This window comes from Micromonospora sp. WMMD1076 (assembly GCF_029581475.1).
In the GTDB taxonomy this organism is placed as follows: Bacteria; Actinomycetota; Actinomycetes; order Mycobacteriales; family Micromonosporaceae; genus Micromonospora; species Micromonospora aurantiaca.
On the sequence record NZ_CP120862.1, the window covers coordinates 86,239 to 108,785 of the forward strand.

Below are 22,547 nucleotides of genomic sequence, written 5' to 3' on the forward strand. Positions count from 1 at the left end.
GTCCCGGTGTCCGGAGCCGGCCGGTGGCGCCGGGCGAGGGAGGGCACGTGGTGGAGAAACCGTTCGACGTCGATCCGGAGCTGCTGCGATCGGTGGCGCGCGAGCTGGCCGACGACGCGTACCGGCTGGCCCGGGGGCCGGGCGCGGCACCGGAGTCGTTGCTGGTGACGGTGCCGGACGGCTGGCGATCCGCGGTGGCGCTGACCGAACTGGAGTCGGCCGTGCGGCGCTGGTCCGGCACGCTCGGCGCCCGGGTGGCCGACACCGCTCAGGCGTTGCGCCGCGGCGCGGACGGCTACGAGGCGGTCGACGAACGCGCCGCCCGCCGCCTCACCGGGGTGCTCCGGTGAGCGGCGGTCCGGCCGACGCCGTGGACGTGCCGGTCGGTTACGCGCAGCTCTGGCGCGCCGACCCGGGCGCCTGGCCCACCGCCGGGGCGGCGTGGCGGGGCCTCACCACGCCGGTACGGCAGCGCGCCGACGCGTTGACCGCCCGGATCGGCACGCTCCGCCCCGGCTGGTCGGGTGCGGCCTCGACTGCCGCGCAGCGGCGCATCGGGGGTCTGCGCACCGACCTCACCGACGTGCTGCCCGCACTGGTCGAGGTCGACCAGGTCCTCGCCGAGTTCGGCGCCCGGCTGCGCGCGGCGAAGGCCCGGCTCGGCGCCGAGGTGGCCCGCGCCGAGTCCGGTGGCCTGCTCGTCGACCGCACCGGTGCGGTCCGGCCCGACCCGGCACGGCCGGTGGCGCAGACCGGGGCGGCGGTGGTCGACGCGCGGGCCGGGATCCGGGGCGCGCTGACGCTCGCCGGTGCCGCCGACCGGGAGGCGGCCGGCCGGCTGGCGGAGCTGACCACCGCTTCGGTACGCGGCTGGGTGAGCGTCCCGCCCGCGTGGCGACCCGGGCCCGGCGCCGGGCCGGCCGAGGTGAGCCGGTGGTGGGCCGGTCTGAGCGCGGCCGAGCAGCGCTGGCTGGTGGGGCGGGAACCGGGCCGGATCGGCCGCCTCGACGGGCTTCCGGCCGCCGCCCGGGACCAGGCGAACCGGCTGCTGCTCGGCGACCGGCGGGAGCAGTTGCTCGCGCGGCGGCTCGCCCTGCTGCACCCACTCCCAGCGGGGCCGCTGGAGGCCTCCCGGCGGGTCCGGCTCGCCGCCGTCGAGGCGGCGCTGCGCGGGCTGGACGGGCTCGGCGAGCGGCTGGCCGCGGGCGGGACGCCCCGGGCGTATCTGCTGGGGCTCGACCCGGCCGGCGACGGCCGCGCGGTGGTGGCGCTCGGCAACCCGGACCGCGTCGCCTCGGTGCTCACCTACGTCCCGGGCATGACCTCGGATCTCGCCGACGCGCCGGCCGAGCTGGGCCGGGCAGCACGGGTGTTGCAGCGGTGCGCGGCGCTCGGGCCGGGTGAGGAGGCGGCGGCGGTGCTCTGGCTGGACTACGACGCGCCGGATTTCCTCACCGAGGCGGCCGGCACCCGGCAGGCCGAGGACGCCGGCCCGGCGCTGCACCGGTTCCAGGACGGGCTGCGGGCCGCGCACGAGGGCCCACCGGCCCGGCAGACGGTGCTCGGGCACAGCTACGGCTCGCTCGTGGTCGGCACCGCCGCCCGCGACCACGGGTTGGGCGCCGACGCGCTGGTCTTCGTCGGTTCGCCGGGGGTCGGCGTCGACCACGCCGCCGACCTGCGGATGCCGGCCGGTCAGGTCTGGTCGTCGACAGCGCCGGACGACGTGATCCGGCTCGCCCGCCCGCCGGACGAGCTGGCCCGCCGCGCGCTGCTCGCGGGTACGCCGCTCGGTCCGGCACTCGCCGTGCTCGACCCGCACGGCGAGCGGCTCTGGTTCGGCGCCGACCCGAGCGCGCCGGGCTTCGGCGGGAGGCGCTTTCCGAGCGCTCCGCACGGCCACACCGGCTACTGGGATCCGGACAACCCGGCGCTGGACGGCATGGCCCGGATCGTGCTGGGCCGCTGACCCGCCCGGCGACCGTCCGGCGACCGCCCGAGGCGATCCGGCGGCCGCCCGCGGTCCTCCGGCGACCGTCGGCGAGGCAGGCCGGAGACGGTGCGGTCCCTCCGCCCGGTGGACGGGCGGAGGGACCGTGGGCGAGATCGGCTACTCGACAGTGACCGACTTGGCCAGGTTCCGGGGCTGGTCGACGTCGTGCCCGCGGGCGGCGGCGATCTCGGCGGCCAGCACCTGCAACGGTACCGTGGTCACCAGCGGCGCCAGCAGTGTCGGCGTACGCGGCACGTAGATCAGGTGGTCGGCGTAGCGGACCACCGCCTGGTCGCCCTCCTCGGCGATCACGATGGTGCGGGCGCCGCGGGCGCGGACCTCCTGGATGTTGGAGACGACCTTGTCGTGCAGCATGCCCCGGCCGACCGGGGAGGGCACGATGCAGATCACCGGGGTGCCCTGGTCGATCAGCGAGATCGGGCCGTGCTTCAGCTCGCCGGCGGCGAAGCCCTCGGCGTGCATGTACGCCAGCTCCTTGAGCTTCAGCGCACCCTCCAGCGCCACCGGGTAGCCCACGTGCCGGCCGATGAACAGCACCGTCGGCTCGGACTTCAGCTCGCGGCCCAGCTCGCGGACCGGCTCGATGCGGTCCAGCAGCTCCCGCAGCTTGCCCGGCATCTCCTGGAGCTGGGCCACCACAGCGCCCACCTCGTCGGCGAACTTGATGCCGCGCACCTGGGCCAGGTGCAGGCCGATCAGGTAGCAGGCGACGACCTGGGTGAGGAACGCCTTGGTGGAGGCGACGGCGATCTCCGGGCCGCCGTGGGTGTAGAGCACCGCGTCGGACTCGCGCGGGATGGTCGAGCCGTTGGTGTTGCAGATCGCCAGCACGCGGGCCTTCTGCTCCTTGGCGTGGCGCAGCGCCATCAGCGTGTCCATCGTCTCGCCGGACTGCGAGATCACCACGATCAGCGTGGAGCGGTCCAGCACCGGGTCGCGGTAGCGGAACTCGCTGGCCAGCTCCACCTCGCAGGGGATGCGGGTCCAGTGCTCGATGGCGTACTTGGCGACCAGGCCGGCGTGGTAGGAGGTGCCGCAGGCGACGATGAAGATCTTGTCGACGTCGCGCAGGTCCTGCTCGCTGAGGCGGACCTCGTCGAGGGCGATCTCGCCGGTCTCGGTGAGCCGGCCCAGCAGCGTGTCGGCGATGGCCTGCGGCTGCTCCTCGATCTCCTTGAGCATGAACCAGTCGTAGCCGCCCTTCTCGGCGGCCGACGAGTCCCAGTCGATGTGGAAGTCCGTACCGCTGGCCGGCTGACCGTGGAAGTCGGTGATGTCGATGCTGTCCGGGGTGATCAGGACGATCTGGTCCTGCCCCAGCTCGACCGCGTCCCGGGTGTGCTCGATGAACGCGGCGACGTCGCTGGCCAGGTAGTTCTCGCCGTCGCCCCGGCCGACGACCAGCGGCGAGTTGCGCCGGGCGCCGACCACCGCGCCGGGGATGCCGGCGTCGACGGCGAGCAGCGTGAACGCGCCCTCCAGGCGCGCGCAGACCACGCGCATGGCGGCGGCGAGGAGCTGCGGGCTGTCGGTCTCACCGGCCGAGCGCAGGTCTGCCAGCGCGCGGGCGATCAGGTGCGCGGCGCACTCGGTGTCGGTGTCGCTGGCGAACTCGACGCCCTCGTCCTCCAGCTCGGCGCGCAGCTTCGCGAAGTTCTCGATGATGCCGTTGTGGATCACCGCGACGCGGTCGTCCGGGGAGAGGTGCGGGTGGGCGTTGCGGTCGGTCGGGCCACCGTGCGTGGCCCAGCGGGTGTGGCCGATGCCGGTCGTGCCGTCGCCGATGCCGATCGGACTGGCCGCGCAGTCCTCGGGGTTGTCGGCCGCCCGCTCGGAGAGGACCTTCTCCAGGTTCGCGAGCTTGCCGGCCTTCTTCTCGGTCAGCAGCTCGTCCTCGCAGACCACGGCGACGCCGGCCGAGTCGTAGCCGCGGTATTCGAGACGCCGCAGTCCGTCAAGCACGATGCCGAGCGCCGGGCGCGCACCGGCGTAACCCACGATTCCACACATGGTCCGCAGCCTAACCGAGTTTCGCTCATCGTGCGTGCTCGGAAAGCCGGTTAACGATCACTGAATTTGAGCGAACCGAACGCCGGGGTAGCCATTACCGGACAAAGCACCATCCAGCTCGTTCCGCCCGTCCGGACCGGTTCGGGACGCGGCGCGCGGACCGCCGGCCGGGTCCGCGCGGCTGGCCGCCACCGCCTACATTGAGGCCGGGCGCCGTCCCCCGGGCCCACCGTTCCGCGGTCGTCCGCGCCGTACCCCTGTGAGCTGAGCCCATGTCCGAGACGACCCCCGCCCCCGAACCGGCCCCCGGACCGAGCGACCCGACCGCCGCGCCGGCCACGCCGCAGCCCTCGTCCTGGACGCCGCCGGACCCGTTGGCCGCCCCGCAGCCGTGGACGCCGCCCGCGCCCTGGTCGCCGCCCCCGGCACCGAGCCCGTCGGCGGCAGCCGGCCCGGAGACCGCGTCTGGAACCGACCCGGCCACGTCCCCGAGCGGCACGGGCCGGCCGGTGGGCGAACCGGGGTGGGCGGCTCCGGCCGACCCGGCCGCCACGCCACGCCCGGCCGTCCCACCGGCCTCCGGCGCTCCGCATGCCCCAGGCTTCCCGGCCTATCCGCCCGGCCCCTACCAATCCGGGTCCTACCCGCCCGGGCCCTACCCGCCGCCGTACGCGTATCCGGGCATGCCGCCGCGCCGCGGTGGCGGCGGTGGCTGGGTGGTCGGCCTGGTGATCGGCATCGTCACCGTCCTGGCGCTCATCGTCTGCGGTTGCGTCGGGCTGTCCTTCCTCGGCCGATCCCTGAACGAGGGGACGGCCTCCGGCGACCGGTACGGCGAGCCGCTGTACGGCGAGCCCGGCGGGTGGGCCGACGATCCCACCCGTCCCCCGGCCAGACCGGTCACCACCCCGTCCGGCGGACCCGGCAGGTTCACCGTTCTCTATGAGGTGACAGCCACCGACGGCGAGGCCGAGGTGCAGTTCTACGACGCGGACGCGAACTTCCACCAGCCCGGCGCCGTTGACACGCCCTGGCGGCTGAGCTTCACGGCGAACGACCGCGAGCGGGTGCAGATCATCGCCAGCCCGGTCGAGTCCGGCGACGTGACCTGCCGGATCACCGTCAACGGCAAGGTCGTCTCCAAGGACTCGGGCGCGTACGGCGCGACCTGCTTCGGCTGGTGAGCACTCGGTGGCGGGCCGTAGGCTGGCCGCCGTGACGACGACCGATCCCTTGGTGGCCCGGATGCGGCCGTTCGGCACCACCGTCTTCGCCGAGATGTCCGCGCTCGCCGTGCGCACCGGCGCGGTCAACCTCGGGCAGGGCTTCCCGGACACCGACGGCCCGCCGGAGATGCTCGCCGCCGCCGCCGAGGCGCTGCGCACCGGCCACAACCAGTACCCGCCCGGCCCCGGCATCCCCGCGCTGCGCGCCGCCGTCGCCGGGCACCAGCGCCGGTTCTGGGGTCTGGAGTACGACCCGGACGGCGAGATCGTCGTGACGGCCGGTGCCACCGAGGCGGTCGCGGCGAGCATCCTCGCGCTCTGCGAGCCGGGTGACGAGGTGATCTGTTTCGAGCCGTACTACGACTCGTATGCCGCCTCGATCGCGCTCGCCGGTGCGGTACGCCGCCCGGTGACACTGCGGCCCGGCGCCGACGGCCGGTACGCGTACGACCCGGACGAGCTGCGCGCCGCGTTCGGGCCGCGTACCCGGCTGGTGCTGCTGAACTCACCGCACAACCCGACCGGCAAGGTCTTCACCGCCGACGAGCTGACGACGGTGGCCGAGCTGTGCCGGGAACACGACGTGTACGCGGTCACCGACGAGGTCTACGAGCACCTGGTGTTCACCGACGCCGCCGCGCCGCACGTACCGCTGGCCACGCTGCCGGGCATGCGGGAGCGGACGCTGCGCATCTCGTCGGCCGGCAAGACGTTCTCCTGCACCGGCTGGAAGGTCGGCTGGGTGAGCGGCCCCGCGCCGCTGGTGGCCGCCGTGCTGCGGGTGAAGCAGTTCCTGACGTTCGTCAACGCCGGGCCGCTGCAACCGGCTGTGGCTGTGGCGCTCGGGCTGCCGGACGCGTACTTCACCGGGTTCCGGGACGACATGCAACGCCGCCGGGACCAGCTCGCCGCCGGGCTGGCCGACGCCGGGTTCGGCGTGCTCGCGCCGGAGGGCACCTACTTCGTCACCGCCGACGTCACGCCGCTCGGCGGCCGGGACGGGGTGGAGTTCTGCCGGGCGCTGCCGCAGCGCTGCGGCGTGGTGGCGGTGCCGACGCAGGTGTTCTACGACGACGTGGAGGCCGGCCGCCGGCTGATCCGGTTCGCATTCTGCAAGCGGCCGGAGGTGCTGGCCGAGGCGGTGACCCGGCTGCGCCGCCTGCGCGCGAACTGAGCCGCCCGCTGGAGGGAGATCCCCCAGCGGGCGGGCGGCGTGGCTCAGGCGATCGGGCTGGCGGTGCGGACCTGCTCGGCGATGCGCTCGGCGACCTCGCGCGCGGTGTCCTCGGTGGCCGCCTCGACCATGACCCGCACCAGCGGCTCGGTGCCGGAGGGGCGCAGCAGCACCCGGCCGGTCTCGCCCAGCTCGGCCTCGGCGCGCTCGACCTCGGCCCGGACGGCCGGCGCGGCGGCGCCGACGGTACGGTCGCCGACCGGCACGTTGATCAGCACCTGGGGCAGCTTGGTGACCACTGCGGCCAGCTCGGCCAGCGAGACACCGGTGGCGGCCATCCGCGCCATCAGGTGCAGGCCGGTCAGCACGCCGTCGCCGGTGGTCGCGTACGCGGGCAGCACGATGTGCCCGCTCTGCTCGCCGCCGAGCGCCAGGCCGGAGGCGCGCAGCTCCTCCAGCACGTACCGGTCGCCGACCTTGGTCTCGACCAGCCGGATGCCGTGCTCGGACATGGCCAGGCGGAGACCGAGGTTGCTCATCACTGTGGCGACCAGGGTGTCCTGGGTCAGCTCGCCGGCGTCCCGCATGGCCAGCGCGAGGATCGCCATGACCTGGTCGCCGTCGACCTCGTTCCCGTCGGCGGTGACCGCGACGCAGCGGTCGGCGTCACCGTCGTGGGCGATGCCGAGGTGCGCGCCGTGCTCGACCACAGCGGCGCACAGCGCCTCGATGTGGTTCGAGCCGCACTCGTCGTTGATGTTGAGCCCGTCCGGCTCGGCGTGGATGGCGATCACCTCGGCGCCGGCCTCCCGGTAGGCGACCGGTGCGACGTCGGCCGCCGCGCCGTTGGCGCAGTCGACCACGACCTTGATCCCGTCGAGGCGGTGCGGCACGGTGCCGACCAGGTGCTGCACGTAGTGGTCGGCGCCGTCGAGCAGGTCGTGCACGCGGCCGACACCGGCGCCGACGGGACGCTTCCAGGCGGTGGTGGCGTTGGCCTCCACCGCCTCCTCGATCCGCATCTCGATCTCGTCGGGCAGCTTGTGCCCACCGGCGGCGAACAGCTTGATGCCGTTGTCAGGCATCGGGTTGTGCGAGGCGGAGAGCATCACGCCCAGGTCGGCCTTGGCCTCGGCGGTGAGGAACGCCACCGCCGGGGTGGGCAGCACGCCGACCCGTACCACGTTGGCGCCGGCGCTGGTGAGCCCGGCGACCACCGCCGCCTCCAGCATCTCGCCGCTGGCCCGGGTGTCCCGGCCGACCACCGCGAGCGGCGGATGGCTCTTGTCGGTCTCGGCCAGCGTGTGGGCCGCGGCCACCGCGACCGCAAGCGCCAACTCCGGGGTGAGATCCGCGTTCGCCCGCCCGCGTACGCCGTCCGTGCCGAACAACCGGCCCATACCCGCCAACCTCCGTGGAACTGCCGATGAGAGGAGAAACGCGGAACGGCCGGTCCGCCTCCCGGATGGGGGAGGCGAACCGGCCGTCCGTCAGAAGTACAAGACGCTTGTGGTGATCAGCGCTTCGAGTACTGGGGAGCCTTGCGGGCCTTCTTGAGGCCGTACTTCTTGCTCTCCTTGACCCGGGCGTCACGGGTCAGGAAGCCGGCCTTCTTCAGGGCCGGGCGGTCGTCGGGCTCGCTGACGATCAGCGCCCGGGCGATGGCGAGCCGCAGCGCGCCGGCCTGGCCGGTGGTGCCGCCGCCACGCAGGTTGGCGATCACGTCGAACGCCTCGGCCTTCTCGGCGGTGACCAGCGGGTCCTTGATGAGCTGCTGGTGCACCTTGCTCGGGAAGTAGGCCTCGAGGTCGCGGCCGTTGCAGGTGATCTTGCCGCTACCCGGGACGATCCGGACCCGGACGATGGCTTCCTTGCGCCGGCCCACGGTCTGGATCGGGCGGTCACCACGGGGCGCGCGCGCGACGGGCGCCGGCGCCTCGGTGGCCTCGGGGGCGACCTCGGTGGCGGTGATGTCGGTCATGCTGCTTCCTTCGCCCGCGCTCACTGCGCGATCTGCTTGATCTCGAACGGCACCGGCTGCTGCGCGGTGTGCGGGTGCTCGGCACCGGCGTAGACCTTCAGCTTCTTGAGAAGCTGACGGCCCAGCTTGTTGTGCGGGAGCATGCCCTTCACGGCCAGCTCGATGGCCCGCTCGGGCCGCTTGGTCAGCAGCTCGTCGTAGCCGACCCGCTTCAGGCCGCCCGGGTATCCGGAGTGGCGGTAAGCGATCTTGGTCTGACGCTTGTTGCCGGTCAGCGCGACCTTGCCCGCGTTCACGATGACGACGAAGTCGCCCGTGTCGACGTGCGGCGCGAAAGTCGGCTTGTGCTTGCCACGCAGGAGCGTGGCGGCGTGGGTCGCCAGGCGGCCCAGCACGACGTCAGAGGCGTCGATGACGTGCCACTGACGCTCGATCTCACCCGGCTTCGGGCTGTACGTACGCACAGGTCTACCTTGTCTCGTCGTCGGTCTGGGGTCGCGCGCCGAGGTGACCAGGAGTACCCAGCCGGACCAGCGCGCACGAACGACCAAGCGTACCTGATGCGGCACGCCTAAGAATGTCGTACAACAGCAGGCAACGATACCCGGCCGCCCGGCGGCAGGTCAAAACGGGGTCGCGCCGCGCGTGGCCTGCGGGTTCGTCATGGCACAGGTCACACGCCGACCGGCGTACGCGGCCCGGGGCGCAGGTAGACCACCCAGGTCACCAGGAAACAGAGCGCGTACCAGGCGATGAAGGCCAGGTAGTCAGCGTGGCGTACGACACCCCGGGCTCGATCAGCACCGCCATCGGCACCGCCGGCACGAGCAGCAGCAGGGCGCTCACGATGGTCCAGTTCCGGCCGCCGAAGCGGGCCCAGGAACAGCACCGTCACCGACCAGAGGCTCCACACCGAGAAGCCGACGTGCTCGGCGAAGATCGAGACGTACAGGTTGCGCCGGGCCACCCGGGCGCCACCGGCCGCCCAGAACGCCGGGTCCTCCGGCCGCCATTCGGTGAGCCGGCCGGCGGTGGTGGCCGGCGGTGGTGTGGGTGCGGAAACGAGCGTGCTGACGGGCGGCTCCTCCTCGTCGATGACGAGGCGACGCTCTCAGCCTGTGGTCTCCCCCGCGTGCCCCGCACGCGTCGGCGCGGCAACGGAGATCGCACGTCCGCCGGACGGCGCCGGTGAGGCGGTCACAGCTCCTGAAGGATCCGCAGCGCCCGGCCGACCCGCTGCATGGTCTCGGTGTCGGCCACGTCCACGCACTCGGTGAACCACTTCTTCATCGGCGAGGAGATCCGGTCGGGCATCACCACGTACGCGCCCATCCGCACGGCGAGCGGCGAGTCGCGCAGCAGCGACTCCTCTACCACCTCGGCCACGATCACGATCGGTACCGCGGTGGCGTTGTAGACGTCGGAGCTGATCACCAGGCCGAACCGCTCCCGGGCGCCGGAGATGCGCCAGATCTCGCCCCTACGCAGCACGCGGACGCCCGCCGAACAGGGCGTCGTCGACGAGCGCGGCCTCCTGGGCGTCGGCCAGGGCGGCGGCTTCCAGGTCCAGACCGGCACGGCCGACCGCGTCGGCGTGCGCGGTGAAGACCTCGCGGAGCGCCTTCTCCCGGGCGGCCTGGTCCATCCAGGCGGAGAGGGAGAGCCCTTCCCGCTTGGCGAACCGGCGTGCTTCCTCGATCGTCTCGTCGGAGAACGACAGCGTCACCTTGGCGGTCATGCCGGAAAGACTACCCATCGGTATGACCACCAGTCATCCGCGTCCCCACCGATCAGGGATTAGGACATCATCACGTGGAACAACCGAAGCTGGTTGCGGATATTGCACTTGGAAGCGACGATGGTGTGAGTCCGAGCGGTTAGGACGCGAGCCACGTCTGCCACAGGGAGCCGTCATGAGCCTCAGAACCGGCATGGCCGCCTCTTTCATGCCCACCGAGGGGGCGGAGCGCCAGAAGGCAGCCGCCATGGAGGAGTTCCTCGTGCGGCACCCCCTTGCCGCAGGCGGGAGCGTGGCCCGCCTCGTCTCGGCGGACGGCGAAGAGGTCGAGGTTCCCGCCCAGATGTTCGACGTCCTCCATCAGATCTCGGCGATGCTCGCCCGCGGCGACGGCGTCGCGATCAGCGCCATCTCCCGCGAACTGACGACGACCGAGGCGGCGAAGCTGCTCGGTATGTCCCGCCCCACACTCGTCCGCCTTCTGGAGAACGGGTCGATAGCGTCCCACCGGGTCGGGAGCCACCGGCGCCTCTTTCTCCGCGACGTCCTCGCTTTCCGGCAACGACAGATGGAAGAGCGACGGAAGTCGTACGAGGCCCTGATGTGGGAGTCCGACGCGCTGGGCTTCACCGACGACGTGTAGTTCCCGGACCGGCAAAGGGGCGCTGGGTAGGGTGTCCACTGTGATCCCCAGCGCCCCACTGGTGTTCCTGGACGCGAACGTTCTCTTTTCCAGGACCCTTCGCGACTGGATCAGCCTTCTCGCGCTCGAAGGCGACTGCGCCGTCTTCGATCTGCGGTACAGCGAGGATGTCCTGGCGGAATGGATGTACCGCCTGCGCCGCAAGCGGCCCGAGCATTCCGAACAGGCGATCGGTGGGCAGCGGCGTCGTTTCGTCCAGGCATTTCCGTACGGCCTCGTCACCGGCTATTCGCCGAACGACGTGCCGTGCCCGCCGGACCCGGACGACCGGCATGTCCTGGCCGCCGCCGTCCATGGCCGCGCCGACATCCTGGTGACCGACGACCGGCGCGCCTTTCCTCCGGAATGCGTGCGGGAATCACTGTCGGTCCTCACCGGCGACGAGTTCCTCAACTGGGCGGCCGACCGTTCGATGCCCCTGGTTCTGCGGGCATTGGCGCGGCAGATCGACTACTACCGGCGCAGCCTCGTCTCAGAGGACAAGGACACGGTCGAGTTGATCGCCCACCTACGGAAGGCCGGCGCACCCCGTTTCGCCGAACGGCTCGAGAATCACCTCGCCGATCCGCCCGGCCGCTGACCGCCGAAGACCGCGAAACGCCACTCCTTGAAGAAGCAGTCCACGTCCACCAGGCCCGCCTCGGTCAGCCAGCGACACTGCTCGGCCACCGGGGCCGGCCGGTCGTGCCGCATCCGCTCCCGGGCGCCGGCGATCTCCTCGGCGTCGGAGCCCAGCTCGGCGATCCGTGCCGTCCACACCTCGTCGTAGCGGCGGTCCAGCGCCGGGGTCGGGCCGGCCACCTGCTCGGCGTTGACGAACACCCCGCCGGGGACGAGCGCGTCGGCGGCCCGCTTGTACAGCGTCCGCTTGCCCTCGTCGTCGAGGTGGTGGATGGCCAGCGCGGACACCACCGCGTCCCACCGGCCGGCGGGCAGCGCGTCGGCCAGGTCGGCGTGGACGGTGCGGTGTGCCACGCCACGGGCGTCCAGGTGCCCGGCGGCCACCGCGAGCATGCCGGGGGCGCCGTCCACGAGCGTCAGGCGGACCCCGGGGACGGCCGCGGTCAGCAGCAGGGACAGCAGGCCGGTGCCCGCGCCCAGGTCCAGCACCTCGGGGGTACGCCCGGCGGCGAGCGCGGCGCGCAGCGGGGGTGCGGCCACCTCGACAGCGGTGCCGTAGAAGGCGTCGAAGCAGGGCACCAGGCGGCGTCGGGCCTGGTCGTAGCTGCCGGCCACCGCGTCGAACGCGTCCGCCACGCTCATCACGCCTCCCGATATATGAGATTCTCGTCCCGTATTCTAAGCCCTGCGAAACGTCTCGTCACGCGCGTGCGGTGTGAAGCGCTCGTGACAGGACCGAAACAGAGCAGACCCGGACCGGAAACCGCCCGACGGCACGCTTTTCCGACATGACAGACGGTGCACGCCCGGCGACACGAACGGGGTCACGCCCCGTCGAGGCCGCCACGCACTGCCCGTACTGCGCGTTGCAGTGCGGCATGGTGCTGCGCGCCACCGGCGACGGTGTCGAGGTCGGCGCCCGCGACTTCCCCACCAACCGGGGCGGGCTGTGCCAGAAGGGCTGGACCGCCGCCGACCTGCTCGACCACCCGGACCGGCTCACCACCCCGCTGCTGCGCGACCGGCCCCGCGGCGTGTGGCGCGACATCCTGGAGGACCCGGACCGGCTCCGCCGCTTCACCTCCTTCGTCAACGCGCCCGAGGTGCCCGACCCGTCCATCACGTTCATCCAGGAGCGGGGCCAGCCGGTGCCGGCCCGGGGCGCACCCCCGGGCGGCGGACACCGCCGCCAGCCCGTCGCGCTGGGCCTGCCGGAGGTACGCCGATGAGCCCCGTCGTCACGCTGGACTGGACCCCGGTCTGCCCGCTGGACCGGCTCGACCCCGGCCGGGGCGTGGCCGCCCTCGTCGACGGCGTACAGGTGGCGGTCTTCCGTACCGCAGACGGGCTGTACGCGGTGGACAACCTCGACCCGGTCGGCGGCGCGTACGTCATGTCCCGGGGCCTGGTCGGCAGCCGGGGCGGCGTACCCACGCTCGCCTCGCCGCTGCACAAGCAGGTCTACGAGCTCACCACCGGACGGTGCCTGGACCTACCGGGCGTGACGCTGCGCCGGCACCCGGTGCGCTGCCGGGACGGCCTGGTCGAGGTGCGGTTGCGGCAGGAGGAATGATGCGGGACGAGCTGGCCGGCTTCACCATCGGCGTCACCGCCGACCGGCGGCGCGACGAACTGGCCGCGCTGCTCCAGCGGCGCGGTGCGCGGGTGGTGCTCGCCCCGGCGCTGCGGATCGTCCCGCTGGCCGACGACACCGACCTGCGTGAGGCCACCCGGGCCTGCCTGGAACACCCGCCGGACGTGCTGATGGCCAACACCGGCATCGGCATGCGGGGCTGGCTGGAGGCGGCCGAGGGCTGGGGGCTGGCCGAGCCGCTGCGCACCACGCTCGCCCGCGCGTACGTGGTGTCCCGCGGTCCGAAGGCGACCGGCGCGATCCGTGCCGCCGGGCTGCGCGAGCACTGGTCACCGGATTCGGAGAGTTGCGACGAGGTGGTCGAGCACCTGGTCCGGCGTGGGGTGGCCGGCCAGGTGGTGGCGATACAACTGCACGGCGAGCGGCAGCCCGAGTGCGCCGACGCGCTGGTGGCGGCCGGCGCCACGGTGATCGAGGTGCCGGTGTACCGGTGGGCGCCGCCGGCCGACCCGGCGCCGCTGCACCGGCTCATCGACCTGGTGGCCGGGCGTCTCGTCGACGCGGTCACGTTCACCTCGGCCCCGGCGGCCGAGGCGCTGCTGCGGGCGGCCGGGGACCGTACCGAGACGGTGCTGAAGGCGCTGCGCGGTGACGTGCTGGCCGGGTGCGTCGGCACCGTCACCGCCGAGCCGCTGGTGCGGCGCGGGGTGCCGGTGAGCGCGCCGAGCCGGGCCCGGCTGGGCGCGCTGGTCCGCACCATCGTCGAGGAGCTGCCCCGGCGCACGGTCTCGGTGAAGGCGGCCGGGCACGTGCTGACGCTGCGCGGGCACGCCGCGGTGGTCGACGGGGAGCTGCGCCAGCTGGCGCCGGCGCCGATGGCGGTGCTGCGGGCGCTGGCCGCGTCACCGGGGAAGGTGCTCTCCCGCACCGCACTGCTGCGGACGCTGCCGCGCGGCGCCGACGAGCACGCGGTGGAGATGGCGGTCGCCCGCCTGCGGGCCGGGCTGAAGGCGCCCCGCGTGGTGCAGACGGTGGTCAAGCGGGGGTACCGCCTGCGGGTCGACTGACCCGCAGGCGGTCAGCCCACCGAGGCCGGGTAGCCGTGCTCGGCCTGGAGGCGGAGCATGGCGTGCTCCACCACCGTGACCAGCACCTGCTTGACCGAGTCCCGCTGGCGGGCGTCGCACAGGACCATCGGCACGTCCGGGGAGATGGCGAGCGCCTCCCGGACCTCCTCCAGCTCGTAGTGCGGCGCGTCGCCGAAGCGGTTCAACGCCACGACGTACGGCAGCTTGCGGTTCTCGAAGTAGTCCAGCGGCGCGAACGCGTCGGTGATCCGGCGGGTGTCCACCAGCACCGCCGCGCCGACCGCGCCCCTGATGATCTCGTCCCACATGAACCAGAAGCGGGTCTGGCCCGGCGTGCCGAACAGGTAGAGGATCAGGTCCTCGGCCATGGTGATACGGCCGAAGTCCATGGCGACCGTGGTGGTCTCCTTGCCCGGCACCTTCGACGCGTCGTCGATGCCCACGCCGGCCGCTGTCATCAGCGCCTCGGTGGTCAGCGGCTGGATCTCGGAGATCGCCCCGACGAGCGTGGTCTTGCCCACGCCGAAGCCACCCGCGATCACGATCTTCGCGGAGATGATCTCCCGGCCGCGGTTCACCCCGTCGGGGTCATAGTTCGCGAAGTCCACTTAGCACCCTTCCAAGCAGGTTCATCCGCGCCGCGAAACCCGTCGCGGGAGCGGCAGTGTGTAGCGTCAGCAGGCCCTCGGCCACCATGTCGGCGACCAGCACCCGGGTGACGCCCAGCGGCATCCGGGTGTAAGCGGCGATTTCCGCGAGCGACTGCGCCCGGCCCTCACAGACCGAGGAGATCCGGTACTTGTCGTGCCCGGCGAAGCGCGCCTCGGCCGACTGCGTCGGCGTGCTCGACAGCACCGCTTCGAGCGCGATGTTCTGCAACGGCTCGGTGCGGCCCCGGGTGACCGCGTACGGCCGCACCAGCGCGCCACGTGGATCACGTCGCGGGTCCATCTCGCGATCACCTCCCCTCGTTCGGAGCCGCACCGGCTCCGGTCGTCAGCTCCCCGGTCCGATCAGGACCGGACCGCGTCTCTCGGCAGCGGGACCAGTGCCTGACCGACCCGCTCGACCAGCAGCGCCATCTCGTAGCCCACCTGGCCGACGTCGCAGCTGCGCGCCGCGAGCACGGCCATCGAGGAACCGTCGCTGATGGACATCAGGAACAGGTAGCCGCTGTCCATCTCGATGACGGTCTGCAACACCCCGCCGGCGCTGAACATCCGCGCCGCGCCCTCGGTCAGGCTCACCACGCCGGAGGTGATCGCGGCGAGCTGGTCGGCCCGGTCACCGGGCAGGTCCCGGGAGGAGGCGAGCAGCAGCCCGTCCGCGGACACCGCCACCACGTGCGCGATACCCGCAACGCTGTCGGCGAAGTTGGTGAGAAGCCACCCCATGTCCTGCATGGCCGCCGGCCTGTTCATCGGTTCGTCTCCTTGGTCGAGGTGCTGTTCAGGTCGGCGCCGGCCGTACGGCCCCGCTGGACGCCACGGTGGTAGGCGGAGAGCAGGCCGCGTACCTCGTCCGGCGTGCGCCGGCTGCGGTCCCGGCCGCTCTTCGGCTCTATCCCGCCGGGCACGAGCTGAGCCTGCGGCACCCGCTTGGGCAGGCCGGAGCGGGTGGTCCCGCCGGTGGTGGGCTCGGCGGCACGGTTGGCCCGGGACCAGCCCTCGTCGGCCGCCGTACGCCAGGCCTCCGGGTCGATCGACGGCGCGGGCGCGGGTTGGGCGGCGGGTGGCGCCGGGGGCGGCGTCGCGGCCGCCGGCGGCGTGGACGGGACCTCCGGCGGACTGTACGCGGGTGGCGTGGTCGACGTGGTCAGCCCTGACGCCTGGGCCCCAGGGGTACGGGTGGGCAGCTTCGGACGCGCCGGCGCCACGGGGGGCGCCACCGGCGGCTGTGCCGGCGCGGGCGGCTCGCCGAACGTGGGACGGGTGAAGATGGTGGTCTCGTCCTCTCCGTGCGAACGGAACCAGACCGCTTCCATCTCACGGAATATCGGCGCCTCGGCCCGCTGCTCGGGCCGGGCCACCACCGGCGTCGCCGGGGTGCTCTCCACCGCCGGCGCCGCGGCGAGCGGCTGGTAGGCCGGAGGTGCGGCCTGGGTCGCGGGTTGCGCGGTCTCGACACCGGGCGTCCGCTTGGGCAGCGGGTCCAGCGCGGGGTACGCCACCGTCGGTCCCCCGGCCGACCAGCCCGCTCCGGAGACCGGAGCCGGCGCGGCGGGTGCCGCGGCCACCGGGGCGGGCGCCGCCACGGTGGGCAGCGCGCCGGTCGCCCCGCCCAGCTGTACGCCGGGCGTGGTGTCGCGCGTCTCGCCGGGCGTCTGCCACCGCGACGGCGGAGCGGTGGTCGCCCCGCGCCACTGGTCGGCGAGCGTCGCCGTGGCCGCGCCCCGCCCGGCGCCGGCCAGCGCGTCGGCGGCGCCGACCTGGCTGAGCGGCGACTGTTCGACGGCGAGCGGCTGACGCGGCCGGGTCAGCGGGGCCTGGCCCCGGTTGGCCGGCAGCACCACTGTCGAGTTCGGCAGCGTGACCTGGGCGACGGTGCCGCCCTCGACGTTGCGGCGCAGCTCGACGCGGATCCCGTAGCGGGAGGCGAGCCGGCTCACCACGGCCAGACCCATCAGCCGGAACGCGGCCACGTCGACGGTCGGCGGCGCGGCCAGTCGCCGGTTGAGCGAGTCGAGCTGGTCGTCGCTGAGGCCCAGACCGCGGTCCTCGATCTGGATCAGCACGTAGTCGCGGATCCGGCGGCCGTCGGCCACCACGATGGTGTTCGGCGGCGAGAACCGGGTGGCGTTATCGAGCAGCTCGGCGACCAGCCGGACGACGTCGTTGACGGCGTGCGCGGCCACCGAGATGTCGGTGTCGACGGTGCCGAACTCGATCCGGTTGTAGAGTTCGACCTCGGACTGCGCGGCGCGCAGCACGTCGACCAGGAGCGCGTCGTCGCGGCGCGGTACGGCCGAGTCGGCGCCGGCGAGCACCAGCAGGTTCTCGTCGTTGCGGCGCATCCGGGTGGCGAGGTGGTCCAGCTCGAACAGCTGCGCCAGCCGCTTCGGGTCCTCCTCGGAACGCTCGATCGCGTCCAGCTCGCCGATCATGCGGTCGACCAGGCTCTGCGAGCGGCGGGCCAGGTTGAGGAACATCGCCGAGACGCTCGTCCGCAGCGCGGCCTGCTCGGCCGCGACCCGGACCGCCTCCCGGTGGACCACGTTGAAGGCCACCGCCACCTGGCCGACCTCGTCGCGGTTGCTCAGCTTGATCGGATCCCGTACCTGCTGGACGATCTCGTCCACGCCGCCGTCACCGATGGCGTTGACGTTCTGCAGCCGGCTCACCGCGTCCGGCAGGTCGTGGTTGGCCACGGCGAGCGCGCCCTCGCGCAGCCGGCGCAGCGAGTCGTTGAGCGAGCGGGCCAGCACCACGGCGAGCGTCACCGCGACGGCGAGCGTGAGCAGCACGAGCAGGCTCTCCACGATCGCCTGCCGGATCACGTCGGCGCGTGCCTCGTCGGCGTCGGCCAGCATGTCGTCCAGGAGCTGGATCTCGGCCCACCGCATCAGGTCGTCGACCGCGCCGATGGCGGCTGACGCCTCGTCGCGGGTGACCAGCGCCTGACGCCCGATGGACCGGGAGACGTCGCCGGCGACCCGGTCGGCGAGCTGGACGGCGTCACCGGAGACGGTGCGGTCCACCAGGGCCCGCTGGCCCGGCGTCGCGGACCGGGAGAAGGTGAGCAGCGCCTCCTGCTGACCGGTGAGCGTGGCCACGAAGGACGAGAACTGCTCCTCGCCGACCTGGCCGCCGTCGAGGGCGGTGAAGGCCACCGCCTGCTCCTCGGCCACCTGGGCCTTGGCGTGGGCGAACGCGGCCACCGCGCGGCGGGCGTCGGCCAGGCTGTCCGCGCCCGGCTGCTGGGCCAGCGCGTCGCTGTACGCGACCAGGTCGTCCAGCACGATGCCGTAGCGCAGGCTCGCCTCGGCCACCGGCATCTGCAGCCGGTCCAGCACCTCCTGGCGGGTGCCGTTCAACGTGGACAGGTGGGCGTCGATCACCTTGAGCTGGTCGCTGATCGCGCCCGTCACGTCGCCGAGCTTGCCCCGCTCGTCCTGGTACGCCGCGATGCGCTCGTCGGTCTGTCGCACCCGCAGGTTGTACGCGTCCGGCTTCTGGTTCGGGTCGGCCAGGAAGACCGCCGCCGCCATCCGCTCCTTGTGCAGGTCCTGGGTGAGGGCCGCGATATCGACCGACACCGCGCTCAGCGACCGGACCTGATCCGCCTCGTACGCGCCCTGGCCGACCGAAACGAGTCGGATAGTTGCCAGTGCGATGACAGCCGCGACCGGAACGACCAGGATGAGGGCGAGTTTGGAGCGGATCCGCGCGTCGCGCAGCCTGGGCAGGCGCCGGCGCCGGTTCCGCTGTTCGGCGTTGGGGCTCCCGGGCAGGGTCGTAGGTCCGGTGCTCACGACATCGCCTCCGTCGTTTCTTCCACGCGCGACCCGCTGACCCGTGCCTGGTGCAGCGGCCAGCGCCACGCGCGGCACGGCCGCGATTTCATCAGACGAGATCCTGTTTGGGAAGCCGCAGTGGGGCAGGAAACGGTCGCGGCCGACGCAACCCGGGATCCGATCACCTAATACCTTCTTTTCTCCAACCCCCTGAACAGGGGATGTCACTCCAGAGTGGTCGCCTGCATCTGTGCAGTAATTGTCGGTTAATGTTCCGTGTCCCCAGCATGTGGGATGACTGTCCCGAAACAGCGCTCGACATCCCCGCTTGACCACAGGCCCCGGCATTGGCAAGGTTTTGCAGGCTTCGCGCACACCGTACGGCAAACCAATCCCGTTCCTCCACTGAGGACGGACGAGCGGCGGTGATCGGGCGTCGGCCCGCGCCGCACCTGGAGGACTGAGTTGAGCCCCATCCGCTCCGCGAGCATCGCGGCGCTCGCATCGGCCGTGCTGGCCACCACGCTCACCGGCTGCGGGATCGGCGGGGAACCGCAGGACACCAGCCCGATCGTGATCGCCGCCGACCTGGAACTCTCCGGCGCGTCGGCGCCCGTCGGCAAGGTCTACCAACGGGCTCTGGAACTGAAGGTCGAGCAGTTGAACGCCTCCGGCGCACTGGGCGGCCGGAAGATCGATCTGCGGGTCAAGGACAACCGCTCGGACGCCGCGGAATCCTTGCGGAACATCAATGATTTCAGCGGTGACTCGCGGGTGAGCGCCGTCATCATGGGCGGTTGCAACGAATGCGCCGTCGGCGCGGCCCGCACGATCGGTGAGAAGCGCATTCCGACGATCGCACTCGCGTCGTCGAGCGCGGTCACCGAGCCGGTGGCCGAGCGCCGATATGTCTTCAAGCTCGCCCCGAACGCCACCGACAGCGCCGCCGCGCTCGCCGCGGAACTGGACCGGCGCGGGGTCCGCAAGGTGGCCTTGCTGCACAGCGCCGAGGGTTACGGCCAGGAAGGGCTCACCGCCCTGCGCCGCGAACTGAGCAAGACCACGGTCAAGCTGGTCGGCAACGAGTCGGTGCGCGCCACCGACACCGAGGTCGGCACGCAGATCAACGAGCTGATCGCCCGCAAGCCGCAGGCCCTGGTCCTGTGGACCACGCCGGAGCAGGCGACGCTCGCCGCCACCACCGCCCGGCAGAGCAAGTTCCGCGGCTCGCTGTTCTTCGACGCCACGGCCGCCGGCGACCTCTTCCTGGGCCCGTCGGCCCGCTCCACCGAGGAGGCCACGCTGATCTTCACCCAGACCATGGTGATCGACGACGTGATCGCCACCACCCCGGCGAAGGCCGCGCGCCGGCAGTGGTTCCAGGACTACACCGCCCGGTTCGGCGGCTACAACGGCTTCTCCTCGTTCGCGGCGGACGCGGTCCAGCTGATCGCCGACGCCGAGCAGCGGGCCGGCGGCGAGCCGGGCAAGGTCGACCGGGACGCGCTGCGTGACGTGCTGGAGACCTCGCAGCTCGACGGGCTGTCCGGGCCGATCCGGATGACGCCGGACAACCACTCCGGGTTGATGCCGCAGGCGTTGACGACGCTCGTGGCTCGTGGTGGTCGTTGGCGGCTGGCTGGCTGATTGCTTGGTTGCGGTGGGGTGTGGCCCCACCGCAACCGGCTCCGGGCGGTCGAGCTCGATCCCTGCGCCGGTTGCGGTGGGGCCACACCTGTCTCGGGCGGCCGCCGCCCGTGGGTTGAGGTTCTCTTGTCGGTGCGCTCAGCGGGCCGAGGTGGTGGCCCGCACCCAGGGCAGGGCCAGGCGCTCGACCAGGCTCAGGCCGGCGTACAGCACGATGCTCATCAGCGCCACCAGCACGATCGCAGCCCAGGCGGTCGCGGTGTCACCGACGCCGTTGTACTGGAGGATCTGGTAACCCAGACCCGGGCGGTCGGAATAGAACTCCCCGATCACCGCGCCGATCGCGGCCAGCGGCATGGCCACCTTGAGCCCGACGAAGATCTGCGGCAGCGCCGCCGGGAAGCGCACCTTGCGGAACGACTGCCACCACGAGGCGTTGAGCGACCGGCCCAGCTCCGCCAGGTCCGCCGCAGTGGTGGTCAGACCGGTGGCGGTGGAGAGCACGATCGGGAAGAAGCAGAGCAGGAACACCATGGTCAGGATGGGTTTCTGCCCCCAGCCCACGGCCACCACGAGCAGCGGCCCGAACGCGATCTTCGGAACCGCGTTCACCGCCACCAGCAGCGGCGCGAACATCCGCTCCACCCGGCGGGAGGCGGCCAGCGCCATCCCGATCAGCACCCCGGCCGCCGACGAGAGCAGGAAGCCGAACACCGTCATCCAGGTGGTGATGCCCAGCGCGGGCAACAGCACCTCGGTGGTGCCGGCGAGGGACTTCCCCACCGCCTGCGGCGGGGGCAGCGCGGCCGGGTGCACCAGGTTCAGGCCCGAGGTGACCAGCCACCAGGCCGCCACCGCGATCACCAGTCCCAGCGCCGGCAATCCGGCCGCCGCCGGGCTCACGGCGATCCCGCGCCGGACCGCCGGGCGCGGCGGCGCCTCCGGCCGGGCCTCGGTCGACTGTGTCAACGTGTCCTCCTCTCTGCGCCGATCGGTGTGACCGGCACGGGAAGGGGGTGCGCCCCACCGGGTGTCCGGCGGGTCGCACCCCCGTTGGCCCGAGCGGACCGGTCAGGCCTTCGGCGCGAGGTTGAAGTCGATGATCTGGTCCGGGGTCAGGTTCTGCTTCAGCGCACCGGCGCCCTGGAGCAGCGCGATGCTCTTGGCCACCCGGCCGCTGTCCAGCGTGCCGATCGCGGTGCCGGAGTTGCTCGACCGGACGTACGCGGCCATCAGCTGGAGCTCCGCGGAGGCCGCGGCCGGCACGGCGGCCGGCACGTTCTTCTTCAGGATCTCGGCCGCCTCGTCCGGGTTGGCCAGCGAGTACTCCAGGCCCTTGAGCAGCGCGGCGGTGAACTTCTTCACCATCTCCGGCTTCTCCTTGGCGATCTTCGAGGACGTGATCAGCGCGTTGCCGTAGAGGTCCTGCATCACGTTGCTGTACGGCAGGACGACCGGCTTCTTCTTGGTCACCGTCTCCACCGTCGGCTGGCCGACGACGAACTGGCCGATGCCGTCCACCGAGCCCGAGCCGAGCATGCCGATCAGGCCCTGTGCCTCACCGTTGACCCACGTCACCTTGCTGCCGTCGATACCGGCGAGCCGCGCGTACGTCGGGAAGAGGTTGCGCACGACCGACGTCGGGGTGTCCGCGAGCTTCTTGCCTTCGAGGTCCTTCGGCGTGGCGATGTTCTTGCCCTCGACCGTGACGATGGCGGCCATCGTGCGCTGCTGGATCGCGGCCACCGCCACGAAGTCCTTCGCCTGGCCGTTGCCGAGCTGAAGGATGCCACCGGTCAGGTCGATCGGGCCGAAGTCGGCCTGGCCGCCGGTGATGGTCTGGATCACGGAGCCGGTGCCCTGACCGGGCTTGATGTCGACGTCGAAACCGGCCTCCTTGAAGAAGCCCTTGTCCTTCGCCACCCAGGCGTAGGAGTCACGCCCGAAGTTGCCGAACGAGGTGAGATACGTCACCTTCTCCAGCGCCGCGCCGTTGCCGCCACCGCTCTCGGACTTCTCCGAGTCGCTGCTGCAGCCGCCCACCAGGGCGAGGGCGGTGGCCATAGCCGCGGCGGCGACCGTACGGGTCAGCCTTCTCATCAGTGCACCATGTCCTTTCCGACCAGGACTTCTTCGCCGGTCGGGTCGTGGGTCCGACGGGGTCGGCAGGTGAGTTCGGCCGACTGGACCGTCGTGAGGGGACTCTTCGCGCGCAATAGCGTACGAGAAGGCAGATGACCTTCCGCCGCCGTCCCGGTTGCGGAACGGAAACGAAGTTGCGTGACGGAAAGCGGACTG

The 22,547-nt window shown here is 72.5% G+C and carries 22 protein-coding genes and 3 pseudogenes; 11 read left to right on the top strand and 14 right to left on the bottom strand.

Annotation, left to right across the window (positions count from 1 at the left end):
• The first annotated feature begins 50 nt into the window (after window positions 1-50).
• The gene (locus O7622_RS00390; RefSeq protein WP_282311333.1) at window positions 51-350 is read left to right on the top strand and encodes a type VII secretion target; all 300 of its coding nucleotides are present in this window, start codon (window positions 51-53) and stop codon (window positions 348-350) included.
• Window positions 347-1,969 carry an alpha/beta hydrolase gene (locus tag O7622_RS00395; RefSeq protein ID WP_282311334.1) on the top strand — a complete coding sequence of 541 codons (1,623 nt, stop codon included), beginning with the start codon at window positions 347-349 and terminating at the stop codon, window positions 1,967-1,969. The genes O7622_RS00390 and O7622_RS00395 overlap by 4 nt, the downstream gene beginning before the upstream one ends.
• 141 nt (window positions 1,970-2,110) lie before the next feature.
• On the opposite strand, the gene glmS is transcribed toward O7622_RS00395, so the two are convergent.
• Window positions 2,111-4,024, bottom strand: a complete 1,914-nt coding sequence (gene glmS, locus O7622_RS00400) for a glutamine--fructose-6-phosphate transaminase (isomerizing) (protein ID WP_282311335.1) — start codon at window positions 4,022-4,024, stop codon at window positions 2,111-2,113.
• A gap of 272 nt (window positions 4,025-4,296) precedes the next feature.
• Between glmS and O7622_RS00405 the strand changes: the two genes are divergently transcribed.
• Complete coding sequence (locus O7622_RS00405; RefSeq protein WP_282311336.1) at window positions 4,297-5,208, top strand: MmpS family transport accessory protein; 912 nt, start codon at window positions 4,297-4,299, stop codon at window positions 5,206-5,208.
• Window positions 5,209-5,239: 31 nt separating this feature from the next.
• Window positions 5,240-6,424 (top strand): pyridoxal phosphate-dependent aminotransferase, encoded by a 1,185-nt coding sequence (locus O7622_RS00410; protein WP_282311337.1) that lies wholly within the window; start codon window positions 5,240-5,242, stop codon window positions 6,422-6,424.
• Window positions 6,425-6,468: 44 nt separating this feature from the next.
• Here O7622_RS00410 and glmM read toward each other — a convergent pair whose 3' ends face one another.
• The 6 genes and pseudogenes from glmM to O7622_RS00440 all read right to left on the bottom strand — a co-directional run bounded on the left by glmM (window position 6,469) and on the right by O7622_RS00440 (window position 10,143).
• Window positions 6,469-7,824, bottom strand: a complete 1,356-nt coding sequence (glmM, locus tag O7622_RS00415) for a phosphoglucosamine mutase (protein WP_282311338.1) — start codon at window positions 7,822-7,824, stop codon at window positions 6,469-6,471.
• Window positions 7,825-7,940: 116 nt separating this feature from the next.
• Complete coding sequence (gene rpsI / locus O7622_RS00420; RefSeq protein ID WP_030501567.1) at window positions 7,941-8,405, bottom strand: 30S ribosomal protein S9; 465 nt, start codon at window positions 8,403-8,405, stop codon at window positions 7,941-7,943.
• Between the two features lie 20 nt (window positions 8,406-8,425).
• Entirely contained in the window at window positions 8,426-8,869 is a 444-nt protein-coding gene (gene rplM, locus O7622_RS00425) for a 50S ribosomal protein L13 (RefSeq protein ID WP_282311339.1), read from the bottom strand.
• Between the two features lie 304 nt (window positions 8,870-9,173).
• Window positions 9,174-9,501, bottom strand: a pseudogene (locus tag O7622_RS00430) (MFS transporter); the annotation flags it as partial.
• 101 nt (window positions 9,502-9,602) lie between these two features.
• Window positions 9,603-9,896: a type II toxin-antitoxin system PemK/MazF family toxin gene (locus O7622_RS00435; RefSeq protein ID WP_282311340.1), complete on the bottom strand. Its 294-nt coding sequence runs from the start codon at window positions 9,894-9,896 to the stop codon at window positions 9,603-9,605.
• Window positions 9,886-10,143 carry a DUF6364 family protein gene (locus tag O7622_RS00440; protein WP_030501570.1) on the bottom strand — a complete coding sequence of 86 codons (258 nt, stop codon included), beginning with the start codon at window positions 10,141-10,143 and terminating at the stop codon, window positions 9,886-9,888. The genes O7622_RS00435 and O7622_RS00440 overlap by 11 nt, the downstream gene beginning before the upstream one ends.
• Window positions 10,144-10,318: 175 nt before the next feature.
• On the opposite strand from O7622_RS00440, the gene O7622_RS00445 reads away from it, so the two are divergent.
• Together O7622_RS00445 and O7622_RS00450 are read left to right on the top strand one after the other, a co-directional pair.
• Window positions 10,319-10,786 (top strand): helix-turn-helix domain-containing protein, encoded by a 468-nt coding sequence (locus O7622_RS00445; RefSeq protein ID WP_282311341.1) that lies wholly within the window; start codon window positions 10,319-10,321, stop codon window positions 10,784-10,786.
• A gap of 40 nt (window positions 10,787-10,826) precedes the next feature.
• A complete protein-coding gene (locus O7622_RS00450; RefSeq protein ID WP_282311342.1) occupies window positions 10,827-11,426 on the top strand; it encodes a PIN domain-containing protein in 600 nt (199 codons plus the stop codon).
• Here the strand turns inward: O7622_RS00450 and O7622_RS00455 are convergent.
• Window positions 11,399-12,109: a class I SAM-dependent methyltransferase gene (locus O7622_RS00455; protein WP_282311343.1), complete on the bottom strand. Its 711-nt coding sequence runs from the start codon at window positions 12,107-12,109 to the stop codon at window positions 11,399-11,401. The genes O7622_RS00450 and O7622_RS00455 overlap by 28 nt on opposite strands.
• A gap of 146 nt (window positions 12,110-12,255) precedes the next feature.
• On the opposite strand from O7622_RS00455, the pseudogene O7622_RS00460 reads away from it, so the two are divergent.
• The 4 genes and pseudogenes from O7622_RS00460 to O7622_RS00475 form a co-directional block, all read left to right on the top strand.
• A pseudogene (locus tag O7622_RS00460) lies at window positions 12,256-12,492 on the top strand (nitrite reductase); the annotation flags it as partial.
• A 12-nt stretch (window positions 12,493-12,504) separates the two neighbouring features.
• Window positions 12,505-12,696 (top strand): annotated as a pseudogene (locus O7622_RS00465) (hypothetical protein); the annotation flags it as partial.
• Complete coding sequence (gene nirD / locus O7622_RS00470; RefSeq protein ID WP_282311344.1) at window positions 12,693-13,040, top strand: nitrite reductase small subunit NirD; 348 nt, start codon at window positions 12,693-12,695, stop codon at window positions 13,038-13,040. The pseudogene O7622_RS00465 and the gene nirD, both read left to right, overlap by 4 nt.
• The gene (locus O7622_RS00475; protein WP_282311345.1) at window positions 13,040-14,128 is read left to right on the top strand and encodes a uroporphyrinogen-III synthase; all 1,089 of its coding nucleotides are present in this window, start codon (window positions 13,040-13,042) and stop codon (window positions 14,126-14,128) included. The genes nirD and O7622_RS00475 overlap by 1 nt, the downstream gene beginning before the upstream one ends.
• Window positions 14,129-14,139: 11 nt before the next feature.
• Here the strand turns inward: O7622_RS00475 and O7622_RS00480 are convergent, their stop codons facing one another.
• The 4 genes from O7622_RS00480 to O7622_RS00495 form a co-directional block, all read right to left on the bottom strand.
• A complete protein-coding gene (locus tag O7622_RS00480) occupies window positions 14,140-14,757 on the bottom strand; it encodes an ATP/GTP-binding protein (protein WP_013288586.1) in 618 nt (205 codons plus the stop codon).
• A complete protein-coding gene (locus O7622_RS00485; RefSeq protein ID WP_013288587.1) occupies window positions 14,738-15,100 on the bottom strand; it encodes a DUF742 domain-containing protein in 363 nt (120 codons plus the stop codon). The genes O7622_RS00480 and O7622_RS00485 overlap by 20 nt, the downstream gene beginning before the upstream one ends.
• A gap of 62 nt (window positions 15,101-15,162) precedes the next feature.
• Window positions 15,163-15,570, bottom strand: a complete 408-nt coding sequence (locus tag O7622_RS00490; RefSeq protein ID WP_013288588.1) for a roadblock/LC7 domain-containing protein — start codon at window positions 15,568-15,570, stop codon at window positions 15,163-15,165.
• The gene (locus tag O7622_RS00495; RefSeq protein WP_282311346.1) at window positions 15,567-18,620 is read right to left on the bottom strand and encodes a nitrate- and nitrite sensing domain-containing protein; all 3,054 of its coding nucleotides are present in this window, start codon (window positions 18,618-18,620) and stop codon (window positions 15,567-15,569) included. The genes O7622_RS00490 and O7622_RS00495 overlap by 4 nt, the downstream gene beginning before the upstream one ends.
• A gap of 447 nt (window positions 18,621-19,067) precedes the next feature.
• Between O7622_RS00495 and O7622_RS00500 the strand changes: the two genes are divergently transcribed.
• On the top strand, window positions 19,068-20,249 hold the full coding sequence (locus O7622_RS00500; RefSeq protein WP_282311347.1) for an ABC transporter substrate-binding protein: 1,182 nt from the start codon (window positions 19,068-19,070) through the stop codon (window positions 20,247-20,249).
• A gap of 138 nt (window positions 20,250-20,387) precedes the next feature.
• On the opposite strand, the gene O7622_RS00505 is transcribed toward O7622_RS00500, so the two are convergent.
• Complete coding sequence (locus tag O7622_RS00505) at window positions 20,388-21,158, bottom strand: ABC transporter permease (protein ID WP_282314268.1); 771 nt, start codon at window positions 21,156-21,158, stop codon at window positions 20,388-20,390.
• 162 nt (window positions 21,159-21,320) lie between these two features.
• A complete protein-coding gene (locus tag O7622_RS00510) occupies window positions 21,321-22,349 on the bottom strand; it encodes an ABC transporter substrate-binding protein (protein WP_282311348.1) in 1,029 nt (342 codons plus the stop codon).
• Window positions 22,350-22,547 lie beyond the last annotated feature (198 nt).